The organism is Synechococcus lacustris Maggiore-St4-Slac (assembly GCF_024345595.1).
Taxonomy (GTDB): domain Bacteria; phylum Cyanobacteriota; class Cyanobacteriia; order PCC-6307; family Cyanobiaceae; genus Synechococcus_D; species Synechococcus_D lacustris.
Genome location: NZ_JAGQBK010000006.1, coordinates 103,185 through 119,022, shown reverse-complemented (window position 1 = coordinate 119,022; position 15,838 = coordinate 103,185). Strand labels below are relative to the sequence as shown.

Annotated in this window: 19 protein-coding genes; 13 read left to right on the top strand and 6 right to left on the bottom strand. The window is 53.6% G+C overall.

The genetic code is table 11. The features are described from left to right. Positions 1-15: 15 nt before the first annotated feature. From KBY68_RS06685 to KBY68_RS06660, 6 genes are all read left to right on the top strand, one after another. Entirely contained in the window at positions 16-447 is a 432-nt protein-coding gene (locus KBY68_RS06685) for a hypothetical protein (protein ID WP_255096419.1), read from the top strand. Beyond that, positions 422-844 (top strand): SufE family protein, encoded by a 423-nt coding sequence (locus KBY68_RS06680; protein ID WP_106500251.1) that lies wholly within the window; start codon positions 422-424, stop codon positions 842-844. The genes KBY68_RS06685 and KBY68_RS06680 overlap by 26 nt, the downstream gene beginning before the upstream one ends. A gap of 32 nt (positions 845-876) precedes the next feature. Continuing rightward, complete coding sequence (locus KBY68_RS06675) at positions 877-2,181, top strand: homoserine dehydrogenase (protein ID WP_255096418.1); 1,305 nt, start codon at positions 877-879, stop codon at positions 2,179-2,181. A gap of 103 nt (positions 2,182-2,284) precedes the next feature. Beyond that, complete coding sequence (locus tag KBY68_RS06670) at positions 2,285-2,461, top strand: DUF8657 domain-containing function (RefSeq protein ID WP_162842899.1); 177 nt, start codon at positions 2,285-2,287, stop codon at positions 2,459-2,461. A 25-nt stretch (positions 2,462-2,486) separates the two neighbouring features. Further along, on the top strand, positions 2,487-4,064 hold the full coding sequence (locus KBY68_RS06665; protein ID WP_255096417.1) for an ABC transporter substrate-binding protein: 1,578 nt from the start codon (positions 2,487-2,489) through the stop codon (positions 4,062-4,064). 2 nt (positions 4,065-4,066) lie between these two features. Beyond that, positions 4,067-5,086 carry an ABC transporter permease gene (locus tag KBY68_RS06660; RefSeq protein WP_255096416.1) on the top strand — a complete coding sequence of 340 codons (1,020 nt, stop codon included), beginning with the start codon at positions 4,067-4,069 and terminating at the stop codon, positions 5,084-5,086. On the opposite strand, the gene KBY68_RS06655 is transcribed toward KBY68_RS06660, so the two are convergent. Then, positions 5,083-6,600, bottom strand: a complete 1,518-nt coding sequence (locus KBY68_RS06655) for an alpha/beta hydrolase (protein ID WP_255096415.1) — start codon at positions 6,598-6,600, stop codon at positions 5,083-5,085. The two genes, KBY68_RS06660 and KBY68_RS06655, sit on opposite strands and share 4 nt — an antisense overlap. Positions 6,601-6,710: 110 nt before the next feature. Between KBY68_RS06655 and KBY68_RS06650 the strand changes: the two genes are divergently transcribed. From KBY68_RS06650 to KBY68_RS06635, 4 genes are all read left to right on the top strand, one after another. Continuing rightward, on the top strand, positions 6,711-7,892 hold the full coding sequence (locus KBY68_RS06650; RefSeq protein ID WP_255096414.1) for an MFS transporter: 1,182 nt from the start codon (positions 6,711-6,713) through the stop codon (positions 7,890-7,892). 142 nt (positions 7,893-8,034) lie between these two features. Next, the gene (locus KBY68_RS06645) at positions 8,035-8,736 is read left to right on the top strand and encodes a VIT1/CCC1 transporter family protein (protein WP_255096413.1); all 702 of its coding nucleotides are present in this window, start codon (positions 8,035-8,037) and stop codon (positions 8,734-8,736) included. Positions 8,737-8,826: 90 nt separating this feature from the next. Then, positions 8,827-9,162, top strand: a complete 336-nt coding sequence (locus KBY68_RS06640; protein ID WP_255096412.1) for an AAA family ATPase — start codon at positions 8,827-8,829, stop codon at positions 9,160-9,162. Between the two features lie 24 nt (positions 9,163-9,186). Further along, the gene (locus KBY68_RS06635; RefSeq protein WP_255096411.1) at positions 9,187-9,822 is read left to right on the top strand and encodes an ATP-binding protein; all 636 of its coding nucleotides are present in this window, start codon (positions 9,187-9,189) and stop codon (positions 9,820-9,822) included. On the opposite strand, the gene ychF is transcribed toward KBY68_RS06635, so the two are convergent. Continuing rightward, on the bottom strand, positions 9,808-10,899 hold the full coding sequence (gene ychF, locus KBY68_RS06630) for a redox-regulated ATPase YchF (protein WP_255096409.1): 1,092 nt from the start codon (positions 10,897-10,899) through the stop codon (positions 9,808-9,810). The two genes, KBY68_RS06635 and ychF, sit on opposite strands and share 15 nt — an antisense overlap. 56 nt (positions 10,900-10,955) lie before the next feature. Between ychF and KBY68_RS06625 the strand changes: the two genes are divergently transcribed. Further along, positions 10,956-12,116, top strand: coding sequence for an efflux RND transporter periplasmic adaptor subunit (locus KBY68_RS06625; protein ID WP_255096408.1), 1,161 nt, complete (start codon positions 10,956-10,958; stop codon positions 12,114-12,116). 8 nt (positions 12,117-12,124) lie between these two features. Here the strand turns inward: KBY68_RS06625 and wecB are convergent, their stop codons facing one another. From wecB to tsaD, 3 genes are read right to left on the bottom strand one after another with little or no spacing between them, the layout of a single operon-like run. Further along, positions 12,125-13,240 carry a non-hydrolyzing UDP-N-acetylglucosamine 2-epimerase gene (wecB, locus tag KBY68_RS06620; RefSeq protein ID WP_106499831.1) on the bottom strand — a complete coding sequence of 372 codons (1,116 nt, stop codon included), beginning with the start codon at positions 13,238-13,240 and terminating at the stop codon, positions 12,125-12,127. Between the two features lie 34 nt (positions 13,241-13,274). Then, positions 13,275-13,430 carry a high light inducible protein gene (locus KBY68_RS06615; RefSeq protein ID WP_106499819.1) on the bottom strand — a complete coding sequence of 52 codons (156 nt, stop codon included), beginning with the start codon at positions 13,428-13,430 and terminating at the stop codon, positions 13,275-13,277. Positions 13,431-13,473: 43 nt separating this feature from the next. Next, entirely contained in the window at positions 13,474-14,526 is a 1,053-nt protein-coding gene (gene tsaD, locus KBY68_RS06610; protein WP_255096407.1) for a tRNA (adenosine(37)-N6)-threonylcarbamoyltransferase complex transferase subunit TsaD, read from the bottom strand. A gap of 67 nt (positions 14,527-14,593) precedes the next feature. On the opposite strand from tsaD, the gene KBY68_RS06605 reads away from it, so the two are divergent. Both KBY68_RS06605 and KBY68_RS06600 read left to right on the top strand, forming a co-directional pair. Then, positions 14,594-15,094 (top strand): Photosystem I reaction center subunit III, encoded by a 501-nt coding sequence (locus KBY68_RS06605; RefSeq protein WP_106499832.1) that lies wholly within the window; start codon positions 14,594-14,596, stop codon positions 15,092-15,094. Positions 15,095-15,158: 64 nt separating this feature from the next. Beyond that, on the top strand, positions 15,159-15,275 hold the full coding sequence (locus KBY68_RS06600) for a Photosystem I reaction center subunit IX (protein ID WP_106499821.1): 117 nt from the start codon (positions 15,159-15,161) through the stop codon (positions 15,273-15,275). Here KBY68_RS06600 and gmk read toward each other — a convergent pair. Further along, complete coding sequence (gene gmk, locus KBY68_RS06595; protein WP_255096406.1) at positions 15,235-15,828, bottom strand: guanylate kinase; 594 nt, start codon at positions 15,826-15,828, stop codon at positions 15,235-15,237. The two genes, KBY68_RS06600 and gmk, sit on opposite strands and share 41 nt — an antisense overlap. Positions 15,829-15,838: the final 10 nt, after the last annotated feature.

The window sequence follows — 15,838 nt, the reverse complement described above, 5'->3', positions numbered from 1 at the left end:
TAATAAATCCGAGTGATGCTTTTAAGCAACAGGCCAGCAATAACCCTTGGTTTAATAACTACTTGCTTACTTGTTGGCCAAGCGCTGGTAATTCCTAATGCCGCCCGAGCCCATGGGGTGGAAACCAACTTTTCTGGTTTAGAAGCCAGCGGTTTACTGCAATTAAATTCCCACTTCTCCACTGGTGAACCTTTAGTTAATGCTGAAGTGCGTTTGCAATCACCAGATGGCAGCAAAACCCTGAAGCTGGGGCGCACCGGCAGTGATGGCAGCTTTAAAGCAAAAATGCCGGCCCAAGCCAACCGCGAATGGGAACTGGTGGTGGATGGCGGCCCTGGGCACCGCGATTATTTGGAATTAGGCCGCTCGTTACTTGGCATCAGCGCCCTAGGCTCATTGGCATTAATTGGATTCATTCGCCATGGCAAGCGGCAGCGCCGCCCTTGATGAAATTGTTGCCAAGTTAAAAGGCAGCAGTGATCCCAAACGTCGTTACGAATATGTGCTGTGGTTAGCCAAAAAATTACCGCCCGCCCCTGCTGAATTGCAATGCGAAAGCAATCGGGTTAAGGGTTGTGTGTCGCAGGTTTTTGTGCAGCCACAGTTAGATGAAGGCCTTCTGCAGTGGCAGGGTGATGCCGATGCCCAAATCACCAAGGGATTGCTAGCCCTTTTAATCACTGGTTTAAACGGGCTAAGCGCAGCAGAAGTGGTTGCCGTTGATCCAAGCTTCATGGCAGAAACAGGGCTCCAGGCCAGCCTCACCCCATCAAGGGCCAATGGCTTCCTTAATATTCTGCGCCATATGCAGGCTCAGGCGGCTGCCCTTGCAGCCACCGCTTGATTAATAGGATCGATAAAAAAGGAACCGTTTAGATGGCAATTGGCATTGGCTTAATTGGGCTTGGCACCGTTGGCAGGGGTGTGGCCGAGATCCTGCTTGATCCCAAAGGCAGGCACCCTTTGGTGGCAGAGCTCGAGTTGCGCCAAGTGGCGGTGCGCAGCCTGGAGCGAAGCCTTCCCCAAGGCCTAAACAAGGAATTGCTCTGCTCCGATGCCGCTGCGGTTGTAGCCAATCCAGCGGTGGATTTAGTGGTGGAGGTGATGGGAGGGTTAGAACCAGCCCGCAGCTTGATTCTTGCCGCAATTGCCGCAGGTAAGGCGGTGGTAACAGCGAATAAAGCTGTAATCGCCCGCCATGGCGCTGAGATAGCAGCTGCCGCTGCTGAAAAAGGGGTTTATGTGTTGATGGAAGCGGCTGTTGGTGGTGGCATTCCAATTCTGGAACCCCTTAAGCAATCCCTGGGCGCCAATCGCATTGAACGGGTTAGCGGCATCATCAATGGCACCACCAACTACATCCTCAGCCGCATGGCCCTGGAAGGGGCCAGTTACCCAGAGGTGTTAGCTGATGCCCAAGCCCTTGGTTATGCAGAAGCCGATCCTGCCGCCGATGTGGAAGGCGGGGATGCCGCAGATAAAATCGCCATTATTGCTGGGCTTGCCTACGGCGGATTAGTTGATCGAGCTGCCATTCCAACGGAAGGCATTAATCAACTACAAATACGCGATATCAACTACGCCCGGGAACTCGGATTTGTGGTGAAGCTATTGGCTGTGGCTGAACGGCACAGCAGTGATAGCGATGGCACTGAGGTGCTTGATGTGCGCGTTCATCCCACCCTGGTGCCCCTTGATCACCCCTTAGCTGGGGTGAATGGCGTTAACAACGCAATCCTGGTGGAAGCTGATCCGGTGGGGAGGGTGATGTTCTATGGCCCTGGAGCCGGCTCCGGACCCACCGCCAGCGCCGTAGTTGCCGACATCCTCAATATTGCCGCAATCCAACAGGTGGCAGGGGCAAAAGCAGGCCTAGATCCCTTGCTAGCTGCCGGCAGTTGGCGTTCCTGCCGGCTAGTGGATAGCACCATCACCCAGCACCGCAATTACGTGCGTTTTCAAACCGCCGACAAACCAGGTGTGATCGGTCATATCGGTAGTTGTTTTGGCGCTGAGGGTGTGAGCTTGCAATCAATCGTGCAGTTTGAATCAAAAAATGCCGGCGCTGAAATTGTGGTTATTACCCATGTGGTGCAGGAAAGCAATTTCCAGCGGGCCTTGGCAATGATTTTATTGCGGCCTGAGGTGGAAGCTATTACCTGCTGCCTACGTACGCTTTAGCTCAATTGATAACTGGGTTCCCTCACAAAGGCAGCCCAGTGTTCAGCTCGAACCTTGCCTGTGGGCTTAGGTAAGGAATGATTCGATCAATCGCGAGAAGCACATGCGACTCCATCAGGGCGATTGCATTCACCTCCGTTGTGATCCCGATCTCTACCAAGTGATCGGCGTAGATGATCGCCAGGGCCGTTGTTGGGTGAGGCGCTGGCCTCTGCAGGCAGAAGGGTCACCCGTTTTTGAGGTTTCGCTAAATATTGTTGCCAGCACCCCAAAGCCATAGGTTGGTGCCGCAAGCGCAAACCACCTTGGTTAGGTCACTCAAAAGCTGGTTTTATATCCCCTTAAGCCTCTTTTTAGGGTTAGCTGGCTGCGCGAAAAAGCAGGAGCACGCACCTCTGGTGGTTGCCAGCTATGGATCGATCGACACGATCGATCCAGCCCAAGCCACCACCTCAAGCGCCATGCAATTGATTGCGGCCCTTGGCGACCCCCTCTATGGCATCAATGCCAGTGGGCAGATCGAACCGCGGCTGGCAGCAGCCATGCCTGAACTGAGCAACCAAGGCCTTAGGGCTGTGATCCGCTTGCGCCAGGGGGTGCATTTTCACGATGGCAGCGTTTTTAATGCCGAAGCGATGGCCTTTAGCCTGCGCCGGTTCATTGCCATCGCCAAACTTAGTTATGTGGTGGGTGATCGCATAACTGGCGTAAATGTGCTCGGCCCCTATGAGTTGGAGCTAACCCTTAGGCGTCCCTTTAGCCCCCTAGCTGCACTACTTAGTTCCACCAGCCTCACGCCGGTATCACCAAAAGCCTATAAAAATCATCAGCGCAGTTTTTTAACGGGCGGCTTCGTTGGCACGGGCCCCTATCAACTCAGTTTCTATAGCCCCCAACTGCAACGGCTAAAACCATTTAATAAATATTGGGGTGCAAAAGCACGAAATAACGGTGTTGCCTTGGTGGGTATGGGCAGTTCCACCACCTTGTTTGGCGCCCTTAATGCCGGTGATGTGGATGTGCTGCTCTCCAGCAGCCTGGAACCAGATCAACAAAGGGCTCTCCACCAAAAGGCCACCCGTGGTGTGCTCAAGGAAGGGGTGGGGCCAGCCCTTGAAATCGGTTATCTGAGTGTGCTCAGTGATCGCCCCCCCTTAAATCGGCTGCGGTTGCGTAAAGCCCTTGCCCTAAGCCTCAATCGCCCCCAGATCAGCGCAAGGGTTAGCGACAACATTCGCGACCCCCTCTATGGCCTAGTGCCGCCAAGCCTGCCCGGTGCCAGCGCCGGCTGGCCGCAACAAAACATTCCGGCCGCCCGTCAACTGCTTAAACAAGAGGGTTATTGCGGCACTAAACGGCTGGAGTTGAACCTCACCTATCGCTCTAATGTGCCCACCGATCGCCTGTTTGCCCTTACTTGGCAGGAACTGCTGAGCACCAAATTGGCCGATTGCCTCCAGCTGAGTGTTACTGGCATGGAATCCACCACCGCCTATAAACAACTGGGGGATGGCGCTTTTCAGCTGATGATGCTGGATTGGTCGGGGGATTATCCCGACCCTGATAACTATTTAGTGCCGTTGCTGGCCTGTAAACGCCCCCTGGGCTATGTGTGCAAAGAAGGTGAAAGTGCGGCCAGCGGTAGTTTTTGGAGTGCCCCAGGGCTACAAGCGCAATTGATCGCCACCGAAGAGATCAGTGGGCCAGGGCGAATAAAAGCGCTTAAAACCGTGCAGCAGCGGGCCGCCCAAGGGGTTCCCTATCTGCCGATCTGGCTGGTGCGATCAAGGGCATGGGCAAGGCCCCCAGTGAGCACACCCCGCTTTGATGGCAGCGGCCGTTTATTGCTAGCTGATCTACATCGCCAGGGGGAAGCAAATTAGTTATGGATCGTGGCAACCAGCTATTGCGATATGTGGGCAGCCGTTTGCTGCTGGCGCCGGTGATGTTGTGGTTGATCGCCAGCTTGGTTTTTCTGTTGTTGCGGGTTGCCCCCGGTGATCCGGTAGATGCACTGCTTGGCAGTAGGGCAAGTGAAGCGGCTAGGGAACAATTGCGCCAACAATTGGGATTAAATCAACCACTACCGCTGCAATATCTTGATTTTTTAACTGATCTACTTAAGGGCGATCTCGGCACATCACTTGTGAGTGCAAAGCCGGTGCTGAGGATCGTGAGAGATGCCTTGCCGGCAAGTATTGAATTGGGTTTTGTTGCCCTTGTGATCGCTGCCGTGCTGGGTTTAATCGCCGGCTTTAGTGGAATAGCAAAACCAGAGGGAAAGATTGATTTAGCTGGGCGTTTATATGGCATCGGCACCTATGCACTACCAAGTTTTTGGGCTGCCATGGTGTTTCAGTTGGTATTTGCAGTGAAGTTGGGCTGGTTTCCTGTGGGGGGGCGGTTTCCTCCCACCTTGGTGCCACCCAATGGCAGCGGTTTTTATTTAATAGATGGCATTTTTAGTGGTAATTGGCAAGTTATTACAGCTGCCCTACGCCATTTAGCCCTTCCTGCCTTCACGCTTGGCCTATTACTAAGTGGCATTTTTGATAATGCCCTACGCCTAAATCTGCGGCGGGTGCTCCGTTCCGACTACGTGGAAGCAGCCCGCAGCCGTGGCATCAGCGAAACCCAAGTGGTGCTGCGCCATGGGCTGCCGAATGCCCTATTACCAGTGCTCACAATCGCGGGAATAACAGTGGCATCTTTGGTGGGGGGAGCACTGTTGATCGAAGTGATCTTTTCATGGCCAGGTATTGCCAATCAACTGCAGGAGGCGATCAACAGAAGGGACTATCCGCTCGTGCAAGGAATTGTGGTGGTGGTGGCCACACTTGTGGTGTTGGTGAGCCTGGTGGTTGATGTGCTGGTTGCAATTTTAGATCCGCGCATAAAATTCTAATTTTTAACTTCTGTAATTTCAGCTAATGGCTGCAATTGTTTTAGCCAACTGCGATCAATCACATAGGCCTGCACTCCACCTTGATTGAACTTACCAATCAGTGGCGTTTGCTTAGCTGCGATGCTAGCAATAAAACCAGCTTGAATTTCCAATAGCATTGATTGCACCTGCAGCGGTTCTTTACCAACAAAATCGGCACCAAGTTGCATTATTGGCTGTTCCTTTTCGATGCGCACCGCAGAGAAATGACTGGCGCCTTCAATAACAGCTAAACGGTTGCGTTTATTAGTTAATTGCTGAAAAGGAAGCAGTTGCTCCCTTAAAGGTGAGGTAACTAAATCAAGGCTTCCACCAATCATCAACACAGGTAAATCAAGGGATTTCAAGCCATCTCGGCCCCACAGCAAACTGCCAAAGCCATTTATCGCCACAACCGCATCCAAACCTTTGGCGGGGTTTGCCATTGGCAAAGCGAGGTTGGTGAGTTGGCATTGCAACAGAAAGGAACTATCGAGCACAGGAATATCAACCATCGCCCTTTGGCAACGCTGCTCTAAACCTGGCTGCAACTCGGCGCCTGCCCACAGCAAACCAGCCACAGCCCCAAGGGAATGGCCGATCAGAATGAACCGCGGCGGTGTTGGTTGGCTGCCGAAATGAAATTGCTTGGCTTCGATGGCAGCACTAACTGCATCCAGGTCTTGCAAACGCACGGGCAGGCTTTCAATGCCAGGTAAGGCTTGGCGACCATCCAGCAAACCCCGCACAGCATCGGCATCACTGCCTTGATGTTGGATAGCAACCACAGGCCAGCCCTGGGCCGCAAGGCCCCGCCCCAGCCAGGCCAATTGTTCAATTGAGCCACCGAGGCCATGGCTAAGCAACAGCCAATGGCTTGCCGCTTGGTTTGATTTTGGCCACCACAACTGCAACGGTATTGATGCTTCGCGGTGGGGTACCAAAAGGCTTTGCTGTTCTGAACTAATTGGCAGCGCAGCAGGCAGTGCCACAACCTCCTCAGGCAGAGGCAAGGCCTTCAATTTATTTTGCAAACTCACCTGTTGGCGCAATTGCCCCCTTAGCCGCCCCGCCAATTCGATCAGTGCATCTAAATCAAGGCGCAGTTCTGGTGTGGGGGCAGCCCGCAATAGGTTGAGGGTGCTTGAGCCATTGTGTTGTTGCATCAAATTGAGCAGCAATTCGCCGCCATCACCCTGGGGTGGCCGCAGCAACCTCCCCAGCTGTTGCACCAATTGCTGCCCGGCCCAACTATTTAGCAATGGGCCAATCGAATTACCCTGCAGGGGCAATGGTTGCAGTAGCAAAAGGCGAATGTTTTGCTGAGTTTTGGCATCTAACAGGTTTAACCAGGGGCCCAGTTCAAGGTTGTTGCCGGGTTGGAGGGCCCAATCCTCCAGTTGCTGGAGCTCGAGCGGCACATCTAAACCAGCAACCCTCACGCTTAAACGTTCAGCCGCTACCCCTGGGTGTTGCCATAAGCACAGAAATGCCAACAGCAAGAAAACCTTGCTTGAAGGTTTGTAGAACAGGGTTGGCAGCCGAGGCAGAAACAACAGTGCAACTCGCCAGGTGGTGGCTGCAATTTCCCCGAACCCTACGCCGGGTGGCGCAATTTCGGGGTGTGGCAGCTCTAGGGGCTGGGGGAATTTTGTTCCTTGGCCCACTTGTATTCAACCGCGTTGGGCTTAGCAGTAGCCAAATTGGTTTTGCCCTTGCCCTTTCCAGTGTTGTTGGCCTGCTGGCCCGCGCTGGCAGTGGCATTTTGCTCGACCGTGGTTTAGCCCTAGGCACTCCACTGCGGCTTGGGGCTGTTTGCTCCATTGGCGCAGATCTAATCCTTTTCCATGCCCATAGTTTCCAAGTTTTTCTCGCGGGTGAATTACTACTCGGTTTGGCGATGGGCTTGTATTGGCCGGCGGCGGAGTTAGCCAGCGCCGAATTCAGCGCGCCCATGCCATCAAGCGAGGGTTTTGCCCTTGCCCGCAGCGCCGATGCTTTTGGAATAGCAACAGGAGCCCTACTGGGGAGTTGCTTGGCCTGGCGCCTGGGGCCTGAGGCATTGAGGCTGATCTATGGGGTTGACCTATCGGGAATGCTGCTTTTCCTGTGGATAACAAGAAAGCTCCCGGCCCGGGGGCTGCCGCCAGCACCAGCAAAATTACCCGCCGGGAAAGTAAGAACTTGGTGGGGGCAAACCCTCTTGCCTATTTTGATCGTTTCGCTCTTGGGCACAGGCCTACTCACGCTGCAACAAAGCGCCTTACCGTTGGATCTAGCCAATGGCGGCCTTGCTCGAGCTGGCTTACCGGAAGCTGGAGGCGGCCTATTAATTGTGTTGCAACTAATGCTGGTTTTAGTGCTGCAATGGCCAGTGGGCCATTGGTTAGCAAGTAAACCAGTGGTATTTGGCTTGCGCTTGAGTTTGATTTGTTTTGCTGCCGGCTGCCTGCTGCTTGCCCTATCGGCATTGCATAAGCATGGCTTGCTGTTGCTGCTGCTGGCCCAACCGCTACTGGCCCTTGCCACAGCTGCTTTTTTACCAACGATCACAGAAGCGGTGGTGGAATCGGTGAGCAGCAAAAAGCAAGGTTTGGCCTTGGGTATCTATTCACAAACCTGGGCGATTAGCGGTATTGGTTTGCCGCCTCTGGCCGGATTACTGCTGGAGCACCAGGGTCATGGATTGGGGCTTTGGCTGGGGATGGCTGGGTTATGTGTAGCTGCCTTGGGCTTGGTCCAACCCTCGTGGGGTAAGGGTTCAGTGCCGTATTCCCAATCGTCGTAATCGGGATCGTTGCGAATTTTTTGATGCAGTTCCTTTTGCACGTCAAAATCGTGCTGGCCAGTGGTTTCAGATGGCTTTTCGTTTGGGGTATTGGCCATGGGGATACCTTTAAAAAGCTGGTATTTGAGTAAGAGTAGGGCCTATGCAATTGCAACGCCGCCACCGGGAAGCCCATAAAAGCCATCGGGCCGGCTGGTTGCGGGCGGCGGTGTTAGGGGCAAATGATGGCACTATTTCAGTGGCCAGCCTGGTGGTTGGGGTTGCCAGTGCAGGCAGCAAACCAGAAACGCTGCTAATTACTGCCCTAGCTGGATTGGTGGCTGGAGCTGCATCCATGGCAGCTGGTGAATATGTGTCGGTGCAAAGCCAGGCGGACACAGAAAAAGCAGATCTGGCCAAGGAAGCGGCGGAATTGATATCCGATCCAGAGGGCGAATTAGAGGAACTCAGCTCGATTTACAGATCCCGGGGTTTAGAGGCCAGCCTCGCCAGGGCTGTAGCTGAACAACTCAGCCTTCAAGGGGCCCTAGAAGCCCATGCCCGCGATGAATTAGGCATCAGCGAAACCCTTAGGGCAAGGCCTTTGCAGGCAGCTTTTGCATCAGCTTTGGCCTTTAGCTTGGGTGCACTGGTGCCCTTGCTGGCGATATTGCTAGCCCCAGCTAGCAAGGTGGTGCCCTTCACGGTGTTGCTTTCCCTTGGCAGCCTTTTGATATTTGGTGGCATGGCCGCAGCGGCAGGTGGGGCATCTGTGCGTAGAGGCGCCCTGCGGATGGTGGTCTGGGGCGCCGTTGCCATGGGGCTCACCTCAGCGGCCGGCCATTTATTTGGCGTGAAATTGTAAAAAACGCATCAGGAGAAACCGCAGGTTTCTTGCTAAATTGGCGCTATAAACTCCATTTTGGCTGCATAAATGGCGGTTATAACGCGTTTTTTGCAGCCTCCAACCCAGGGCTTCTTCTTGTTTGGTCCCCGGGGCACAGGTAAATCCACCTGGCTGGCCCAAATGTTTCCCTTGGCCCTACGGATCGATCTGCTTGCGCCTGAGCTGCTGCGCGCATTACAGGCCAGACCGGAGCGGCTGCGGGAGCGCATCGCCGCCGAGCCTGAAGCCCACACAATTGTGATCGATGAAATCCAGAAGGCACCCCAGCTGCTTGATGTGGTGCATTCGCTGTTGGAGGAACAACCGGAGCATGGCGCTGCCAGTCTGCTGGGCGGACGCTTGGCGCTGCTTTTGATCTTTAAAGGGCGCTCAAGATCGGCCTAGTGCCTTTGATTTGGCAAGCCGCTGATGTTGGTGCGCCAAATCGGCGACTTCGGCCGTTTTTTAGAGGTGATCAGCTTTTCCCAAGCAAGCCAACTCAATCTGGCCTCCCTTGCCCGCGAAGCTGAGATCCCTCGTAAACGGGCCGAAAGTTATCTATTTATTCTCGAGGATTTACTAATTAGTTTTCAATTGCCTGTTTTTCAGAAACGGGCCAAACGGCAACTAGTTCAGCACCACAAATTCTTTTATTTTGATGTTGGCGTGTATCGCAGCCTGCGGCCCCGTGGCCCCCTCGATTCTGCGCAAGAAATCGAAGGTTTGGCCTTAGAAACACTTGTGGCTCAGCACCTGCGTGCCTTTTGTCAATTGCGGCGCCAAGGCGATAGCTTGAGCTTTTGGCGCACCCGCTCCGGCCTAGAAGTGGATTTCGTGGTGTATGGCCCCGATCTGTTTTGGGCGATTGAGGTGAAGCGCAGTGCCCGCATCGATAAGCGTGATCTAACTGGACTAAAAGCTTTTGGCGTTGATTACCCTCAAGCGGAACGTGTATTGCTTTCTTTTGCACCAGAACCGCTTTTGATTGATGGCATCCGTTGCGAACCCCTGGAGCCCTGGCTACGGAAATTACAGCCAAACAACCTAAAGCTAAACATTAAATAAAAACTCCATCACATCACCTTCTGCCACCACATATTCCTTACCTTCACTGCGCAACCAACCCTTGGCCTTGGCTTCTGCAAGGGAACCTGCTTCTAGCAATTGGTCATAGCCAATTGTTTGAGCGCGGATGAAACCCCGTTCAAAATCGGTGTGGATCACCCCAGCTGCTTGCGGTGCCGTCATGCCTGCTTTGATGGTCCAAGCGCGGGTTTCTTTTTCACCTGTGGTGAAATAAGTACGAAGGCCAAGCAGTTGATAGGTGGCGCTAATCAAACTGCGTAATCCACCTTCACTAACGCCCAAACCCTCAAGGTAATCATTGCGTTCATCTTCGCCAAGTTCAACTAGTTCCGCTTCAACTTGAGCACTTACTTTTACAGTTTGAGCAGCTTCTTTTTTTGCTAATTCAGCAACCGAATCAACAAATGGATTGCCGCCCGCCAAGTGATCTTCACTTACATTGGCCGCATAAATAATCGGCTTTGCTGTTAATAAACCAAGCGGTTTAATCATAAGATACTCCTCACTGCTTATATTTAAATTACGCGCAGCACCGCCACCATCGAGTTCCACGCCAATGCGGGCGAGTAAATCATCTTCTAGCTGAGCTTCCTTACTGGTACGCAGTTGCTTTTTTAAACGCTCTCGCCGTTTATCAATTTGGGAAATATCTGCAAGTGCTAGCTCCAAATTAATTACTTCCGCATCACGCACCGGGTCAACGGAACCGCTCACATGGATCACATCGTTGTCTTCAAAGCAACGCACCACATGAACAATCGCATCCACCTCGCGGATATTGGCCAAAAACTTATTACCTAACCCCTCCCCCTGGCTGGCCCCTGCCACTAAGCCAGCGATATCAACAAATTCCACCCTGGTGGGCACCACATCTTTTGAATTGGATAGCTGCCGCAATTGCTCAAGCCTTGGGTCTGGCACCGCCACAGTGCCCACATTGGGCTCGATCGTGCAAAACGGGAAATTGGCCGCCTGGGCTTGGGCATTGGCCACAAGGGCATTAAAAAGGGTGGATTTGCCCACATTGGGCAGCCCCACGATTCCGGCTTTCAGCATTGATTCAATCTAGATTGGGGGAGCCGCACTCGCCACTGCTGGCAAATTCATCAAGAATGCTTGCAGATCGTTGCTCAGCCATCAGCAAACCCACCTCAAGCCAATCCCCGCCACCCCTACTGCGGCGTTGGTGGCCAGCAATATTGCTATTGGCGCTGCTGGGCAGCGGCAGTGGCTTTTTAGTGCTGCAGCTGCTTAAGGGCCCAAAGCGCAACATCACCCCTTACACAACCGAAGTGCGCCGGGGCAGCCTGGCTGGGATAATCACAGCAAGCGGTGAAATAGAAGCGCAGCAAAGGGTAAATGTAAGCCCTAAAAAACAGGGTCAATTATTAGAACTTTATGTTGATGAGGGTGATGTAGTTAAAGCTGGCCAACCATTGGCCCGCATGGATCCCAGCGACATCCGCAACCGTTTAGAGGAACTCCAAGCCCAAATTGATTCAGCAAAAGTTGATCTAAATCGCAGCCGCAATGAATACGAACGCCGGCGTTCATTGTTTAGTGATGGTGCAATCAGTGGCGACGACATCAGCCGCTACAAAGCTGCCTACGAAAGCAGCCAAGCCCTTTACAATGCCGCCCGCCAACGCTTAGCGCAAAGATCGGTTGAATCTGGCGATTTAGTTGTTCGCGCTCCATTTGCAGGCACTATCACCAACCGCTACGCAGATCCCGGCTCCTACGTAACCCCCACCACCGCTGCCAGTGCAACAGCAGGAGCCACCAGCTCTTCAATTGTTGAATTGGCCTCTGGTTTACAGGTAAATGCCAAGGTGCCTGAAAGTGATATCGGCCGCATTAAATATGGGCAAGCTGCCAGCATTCGCGTTGATGCATTTCCAGAAAAACGTTTTGAAGCAAAAGTGCAACGCATCTCACCTCGCACGGAAAAAAGCAGCAACGTAACAACTGTAAAAGTTGAATTAGGTTTACTTAATCCACCACCAAATACCTTACGCATCGGCATGACTGCCGACATAGATTTTGATGCGGGCCGCCTGCCGCCAAAACCCCTGGTCCCCACAGTTGCAATCGTAACTGAAAACGGCAAACCTGGCCTGCTGGTGCCGGGGCCTGGCAACCAACCGCGCTTTCAAGAGGTAAGCCTTGGCAGTAGCAGCGGCCGCAACACTCAAATACTCAGTGGGATTAAAGCAGGCGAAAGGGTATTTATCGATCTACCACCATGGGCAAAGAAACGCAAAGAGAATTAACTATCTAATTAATTAACCGCTAGATATGCCGCGCTAGCTGCAACGATTCGTTCACTGGCCTTGCCATCACCAAAGGGGTTGTGGGCCATGGCCATTGCTTCATAGGCAGCCTTGTTTTCAAGCAACAGGCAGGTTTCAGCTTCTATCGCTTCAGTGGAAGTGCCAATTAATTTTGCTGTGCCTGCTTCCACTGCTTCTGGGCGTTCGGTGGTGCGCCTTAAAACAAGCACTGGTTTACCCAAAGATGGAGCTTCTTCTTGCAAACCACCTGAATCTGTAAGTAATAATGTGCAGCCACGGATTGCAGCCACTAAACGGTCGTAATCAAGCGGTTCGGTGAGAAATACGCGTGGATGATCACCAAGCCATTCCTGCAATGGTTCCCGCACCGTTGGATTTTTATGTAATGGCAATAGCAATGCCGTATCGGGGTGGCGTTCCAGCACCTTTAAAAAACCCATGGCGATGTGTTTTAGGGGCGCTCCCCAATTTTCGCGCCGGTGCACCGTGGCGAGAATCACCCGGTGTTTTTGCCAATCAAGGCCCGGCACATCACAACGGGGTGCGGCAGCTGCCATCAACAACAAAGCATCAATAACTGTGTTGCCAGTGGTGTGTATTTCCCCCACCACACCTGATGCTTGCAAATTTTTGGCCGATTCAGTTGTTGGTGCGAAATGCAACTGAGCCACCTGGGAAATTAAGCGCCGGTTTGCCTCCTCAGGAAATGGATCAAACAAATTATTGGTGCGCAGGCCAGCTTCCACATGGCCAACTGGGATTTGATCGTAAAAAGCAGCTAGGGCTGCAGCAAAGGCTGTGGTGGTATCACCCTGCACCAGCACCAAATCGGGGCGGTTTTCTCCAAATTCAAGCCTTAAACCCTCGAGGGCAGCGCAGGTTACGTGGGTGAGGGTTTGCCTTGGGGTCATCAATTCCAAATCCCGCTGGGCTTGCAGTTGAAACAACTGCATCACCTGGGCAACCATCTCCTTGTGCTGGCCGGTTAAAACAACCCTGGTTTCAAATAGTGGCGACGCCTGGAAGGCCAAAATTACCGGTGCCAATTTGATGGCTTCCGGTCTGGTGCCTAGCACCAGAGTGACGCGCGGTAGGGAAGCCAAGGGCAAATAACAAGCAGGTTGATCCTAAAGAGCCCTAGGCGGTGGCAATCAAACGCCAAACCACCAAGGCACCAAGGCCCAGGGAAAGGCCAAGCATTGCCAAACGGCCATTCCAAATCTCGGCTTGGGGGGTGAAACCACGGCGCCAAGCGTTCAACTCAGTTCGATCAAGCTGGTTGGTGGGGGCCATGGCAAAGCGAAATTAATTTGGAAATATTAAATGATTTTTTTAATTAAAAAGGCGCAGCTCCATAAAGCTTGTGGGCTTTTGCCAGGGGCCAGCGGGGCGCTACGCCAAGATTTAAGGCTGAACTTTGCCCTAATTGCAGGCGTTTGCAGCCAGCTAAACCAATCATCGCTGCGTTATCGGTGCACCAGGCCAGGGGGGCTAGATGCAAATTGAGGCTCGCGGCACTACATGCGCCAGTTAGTTGGCGCCGCAACTCCCCATTAGCCGACACCCCACCAACCACCACTAAGCCAGGCAAGCCCTGATCAATGGCGCAGCGCACACTGCGTTCCACCAAAACTTTGCACACCACCTGCTGAAAAGAGGCGGCTAGATCCGCCACCGGCAAAGGCTTACCGGCGCTTTGCCAGCGCTGCACCTCCCTGAGCACTGCGGTTTTTAGGCCACTAAAGCTGAAGTCGTAGGGGTGTATGCCCCCTTCCGGCAGGGAGATCCGCCCTGGCGGGAACCGAAAGCGCAGCGGATCGCCGCCACGGGCGGCAATTTCAAGGGCCGGTCCCCCCGGATAGGCCAAACCGAGGAGGCGGGCAACTTTGTCGAAAGCTTCTCCCGCCGCATCATCACGGCTGCCGGCTAGGCGTTCGTAATTACCAAAGGACCTCAGCGCTATTAATTCGGTGTGGCCGCCACTCACCAGGAGCACCATTAGGGGCGGTTCAGGGGCTGGGTTGCCACTCAGCGCCGAACAAAGGTGACCCTCTAGGTGGTGAATGCCGATAAACGGCACCCCAGCCAATTGGGCCAAGCAGCGTCCCGTAACGGATCCCACCATCAGGGCCCCTAAAAGGCCTGGTGCCACGGTGGCCGCCACGCCATCGAGGCTGCTCAGCTCAATCTGGGCTTTTGTTAAAGCGCTTTCAACTAGATGGGGTAGTGCCTCCACATGGCGGCGGGAGGCAAGTTCCGGCACCACCCCACCAAACAGGGCGTGTTCCTCCACCTGGCTTGCCACTTCACTGCTGAGCACTAGGCCGTTTTGCACCACCGCGGCCGCAGACTCGTCACAACTTGTTTCGAGGGCAAGAACCGTTGGCATTAGGGGGAGTAACCACAACTAATCTGCTGGCAGCAACCGCAGAGCGGGCCTGCCCATCATGCGCATCATGCAACAACTGATCTCCAAAGCGTTTTCAAAAGTATTTGCCGTGGCTCTCTGCGGCTATCTGCTTTTGGGTTTTGCTCCATTGGCCCATGCGAGCCTGGCCGGTCTCACCCCTTGCAGTGAGAACGTTCGCTTTCAATCCAGGGCAAAAACAGCCAAAACCGCTTCGGCCCAAGCTCGCTTCGAGCGCTATGGCCAGGCCCTTTGCGGCAGCGATGGCTTACCCCACCTGGTAGTGGATGGCCGCTGGAGCCACGCCGGTGATTTCATGCTTCCCGGCATCGCTTTCCTCTACATCACCGGCTGCATTGGCTGGGCTGGCCGCTCCTACATCCAGGCCGTTAAGGGCAAAGACGCGAACATGAAGGAGATCCAGATCGACCTTCCCATCGCCCTCAAGTGCACCCTTGATGCCGCCAAGTGGCCCCTGGCTGCTTTTGCTGAACTAACTTCCAACAAACTTACGGAAGACGACAGCAAAGTAACCGTTTCGCCCCGCTGATATCAAAGGAAACAGCACCCAAAACACCTTTCATTTAGCAGCCACAAAAAATTAGCCACAAACCATGAAAAAATTTCTCACCACCGCCCCAGTATTTGCTGCATTTTGGTTCACAATCACTGCCGTAATCATGATTGAATTCAATCATTTGTTTCCGGACATGTTGTTTGTTCCTGGCTAAACCCCATCAGCAACTCCAGTTGGGCTAGGGCATCAGCTAATTCGTTGTTTTCCACCACCGCATCGAATTCAACCTCTGCCTTTAATTCTTGCTCGGCCCTAGCCAAACGCCGCTGGATTGCCTCCTCCTGTTCTGTACCCCTTCCCCTAATCCTGGCTTCAAGCACCGCCATGGATGGTGGTTTCAGGAAGATTTGAAAAGCCTGGGGGAAAGATTTGCGCACCTGGCGGGCGCCTTCTAATTCAATTTCCAATAACACCGGTGCACCAGCAGCAAGCCGTTGCTCCACCGGTTGCCTTGGTGTGCCGTAGCAGTTGCCGGCAAATTCAGCCCACTCCAACAGGCCACCGCTGGCCACCAGCGCTTTAAAAGCAGCGCTGCTTTTAAAAAAGTAATCAATTCCATCCACTTCCCCCTGCCTGGCCAATCGAGTGGTGGCTGAAACGGAAAGCCATAGCTGGGGATATTTCATTCGTAGCGCCTTCACCAAAGTGCCCTTCCCCACTCCACTGGGGCCGCTCAACACCGTGAGCCTGGGTTGCTGCACGTTCATTCGCTGCAAG

What these genes read in the sequence shown, in the direction of transcription:
- KBY68_RS06645 (WP_255096413.1), top strand. Translation starts at nt 8,035, where the DNA reads ATGCAATTGCAACGCCGCCACCGGGAAGCCCATAAAAGCCATCGGGCC.
- KBY68_RS06675 (WP_255096418.1), top strand. Translation starts at nt 877, where the DNA reads ATGGCAATTGGCATTGGCTTAATTGGGCTTGGCACCGTTGGCAGGGGT.
- tsaD (WP_255096407.1), bottom strand. Translation starts at nt 14,526, where the DNA reads ATGCCAACGGTTCTTGCCCTCGAAACAAGTTGTGACGAGTCTGCGGCC.
- KBY68_RS06615 (WP_106499819.1), bottom strand. Translation starts at nt 13,430, where the DNA reads ATGGCCCCCACCAACCAGCTTGATCGAACTGAGTTGAACGCTTGGCGC.
- KBY68_RS06670 (WP_162842899.1), top strand. Translation starts at nt 2,285, where the DNA reads ATGCGACTCCATCAGGGCGATTGCATTCACCTCCGTTGTGATCCCGAT.
- KBY68_RS06625 (WP_255096408.1), top strand. Translation starts at nt 10,956, where the DNA reads ATGCTTGCAGATCGTTGCTCAGCCATCAGCAAACCCACCTCAAGCCAA.
- KBY68_RS06605 (WP_106499832.1), top strand. Translation starts at nt 14,594, where the DNA reads ATGCAACAACTGATCTCCAAAGCGTTTTCAAAAGTATTTGCCGTGGCT.
- KBY68_RS06600 (WP_106499821.1), top strand. Translation starts at nt 15,159, where the DNA reads ATGAAAAAATTTCTCACCACCGCCCCAGTATTTGCTGCATTTTGGTTC.
- KBY68_RS06680 (WP_106500251.1), top strand. Translation starts at nt 422, where the DNA reads ATGGCAAGCGGCAGCGCCGCCCTTGATGAAATTGTTGCCAAGTTAAAA.
- KBY68_RS06660 (WP_255096416.1), top strand. Translation starts at nt 4,067, where the DNA reads ATGGATCGTGGCAACCAGCTATTGCGATATGTGGGCAGCCGTTTGCTG.
- KBY68_RS06685 (WP_255096419.1), top strand. Translation starts at nt 16, where the DNA reads ATGCTTTTAAGCAACAGGCCAGCAATAACCCTTGGTTTAATAACTACT.
- gmk (WP_255096406.1), bottom strand. Translation starts at nt 15,828, where the DNA reads ATGAACGTGCAGCAACCCAGGCTCACGGTGTTGAGCGGCCCCAGTGGA.
- KBY68_RS06635 (WP_255096411.1), top strand. Translation starts at nt 9,187, where the DNA reads ATGTTGGTGCGCCAAATCGGCGACTTCGGCCGTTTTTTAGAGGTGATC.
- ychF (WP_255096409.1), bottom strand. Translation starts at nt 10,899, where the DNA reads ATGCTGAAAGCCGGAATCGTGGGGCTGCCCAATGTGGGCAAATCCACC.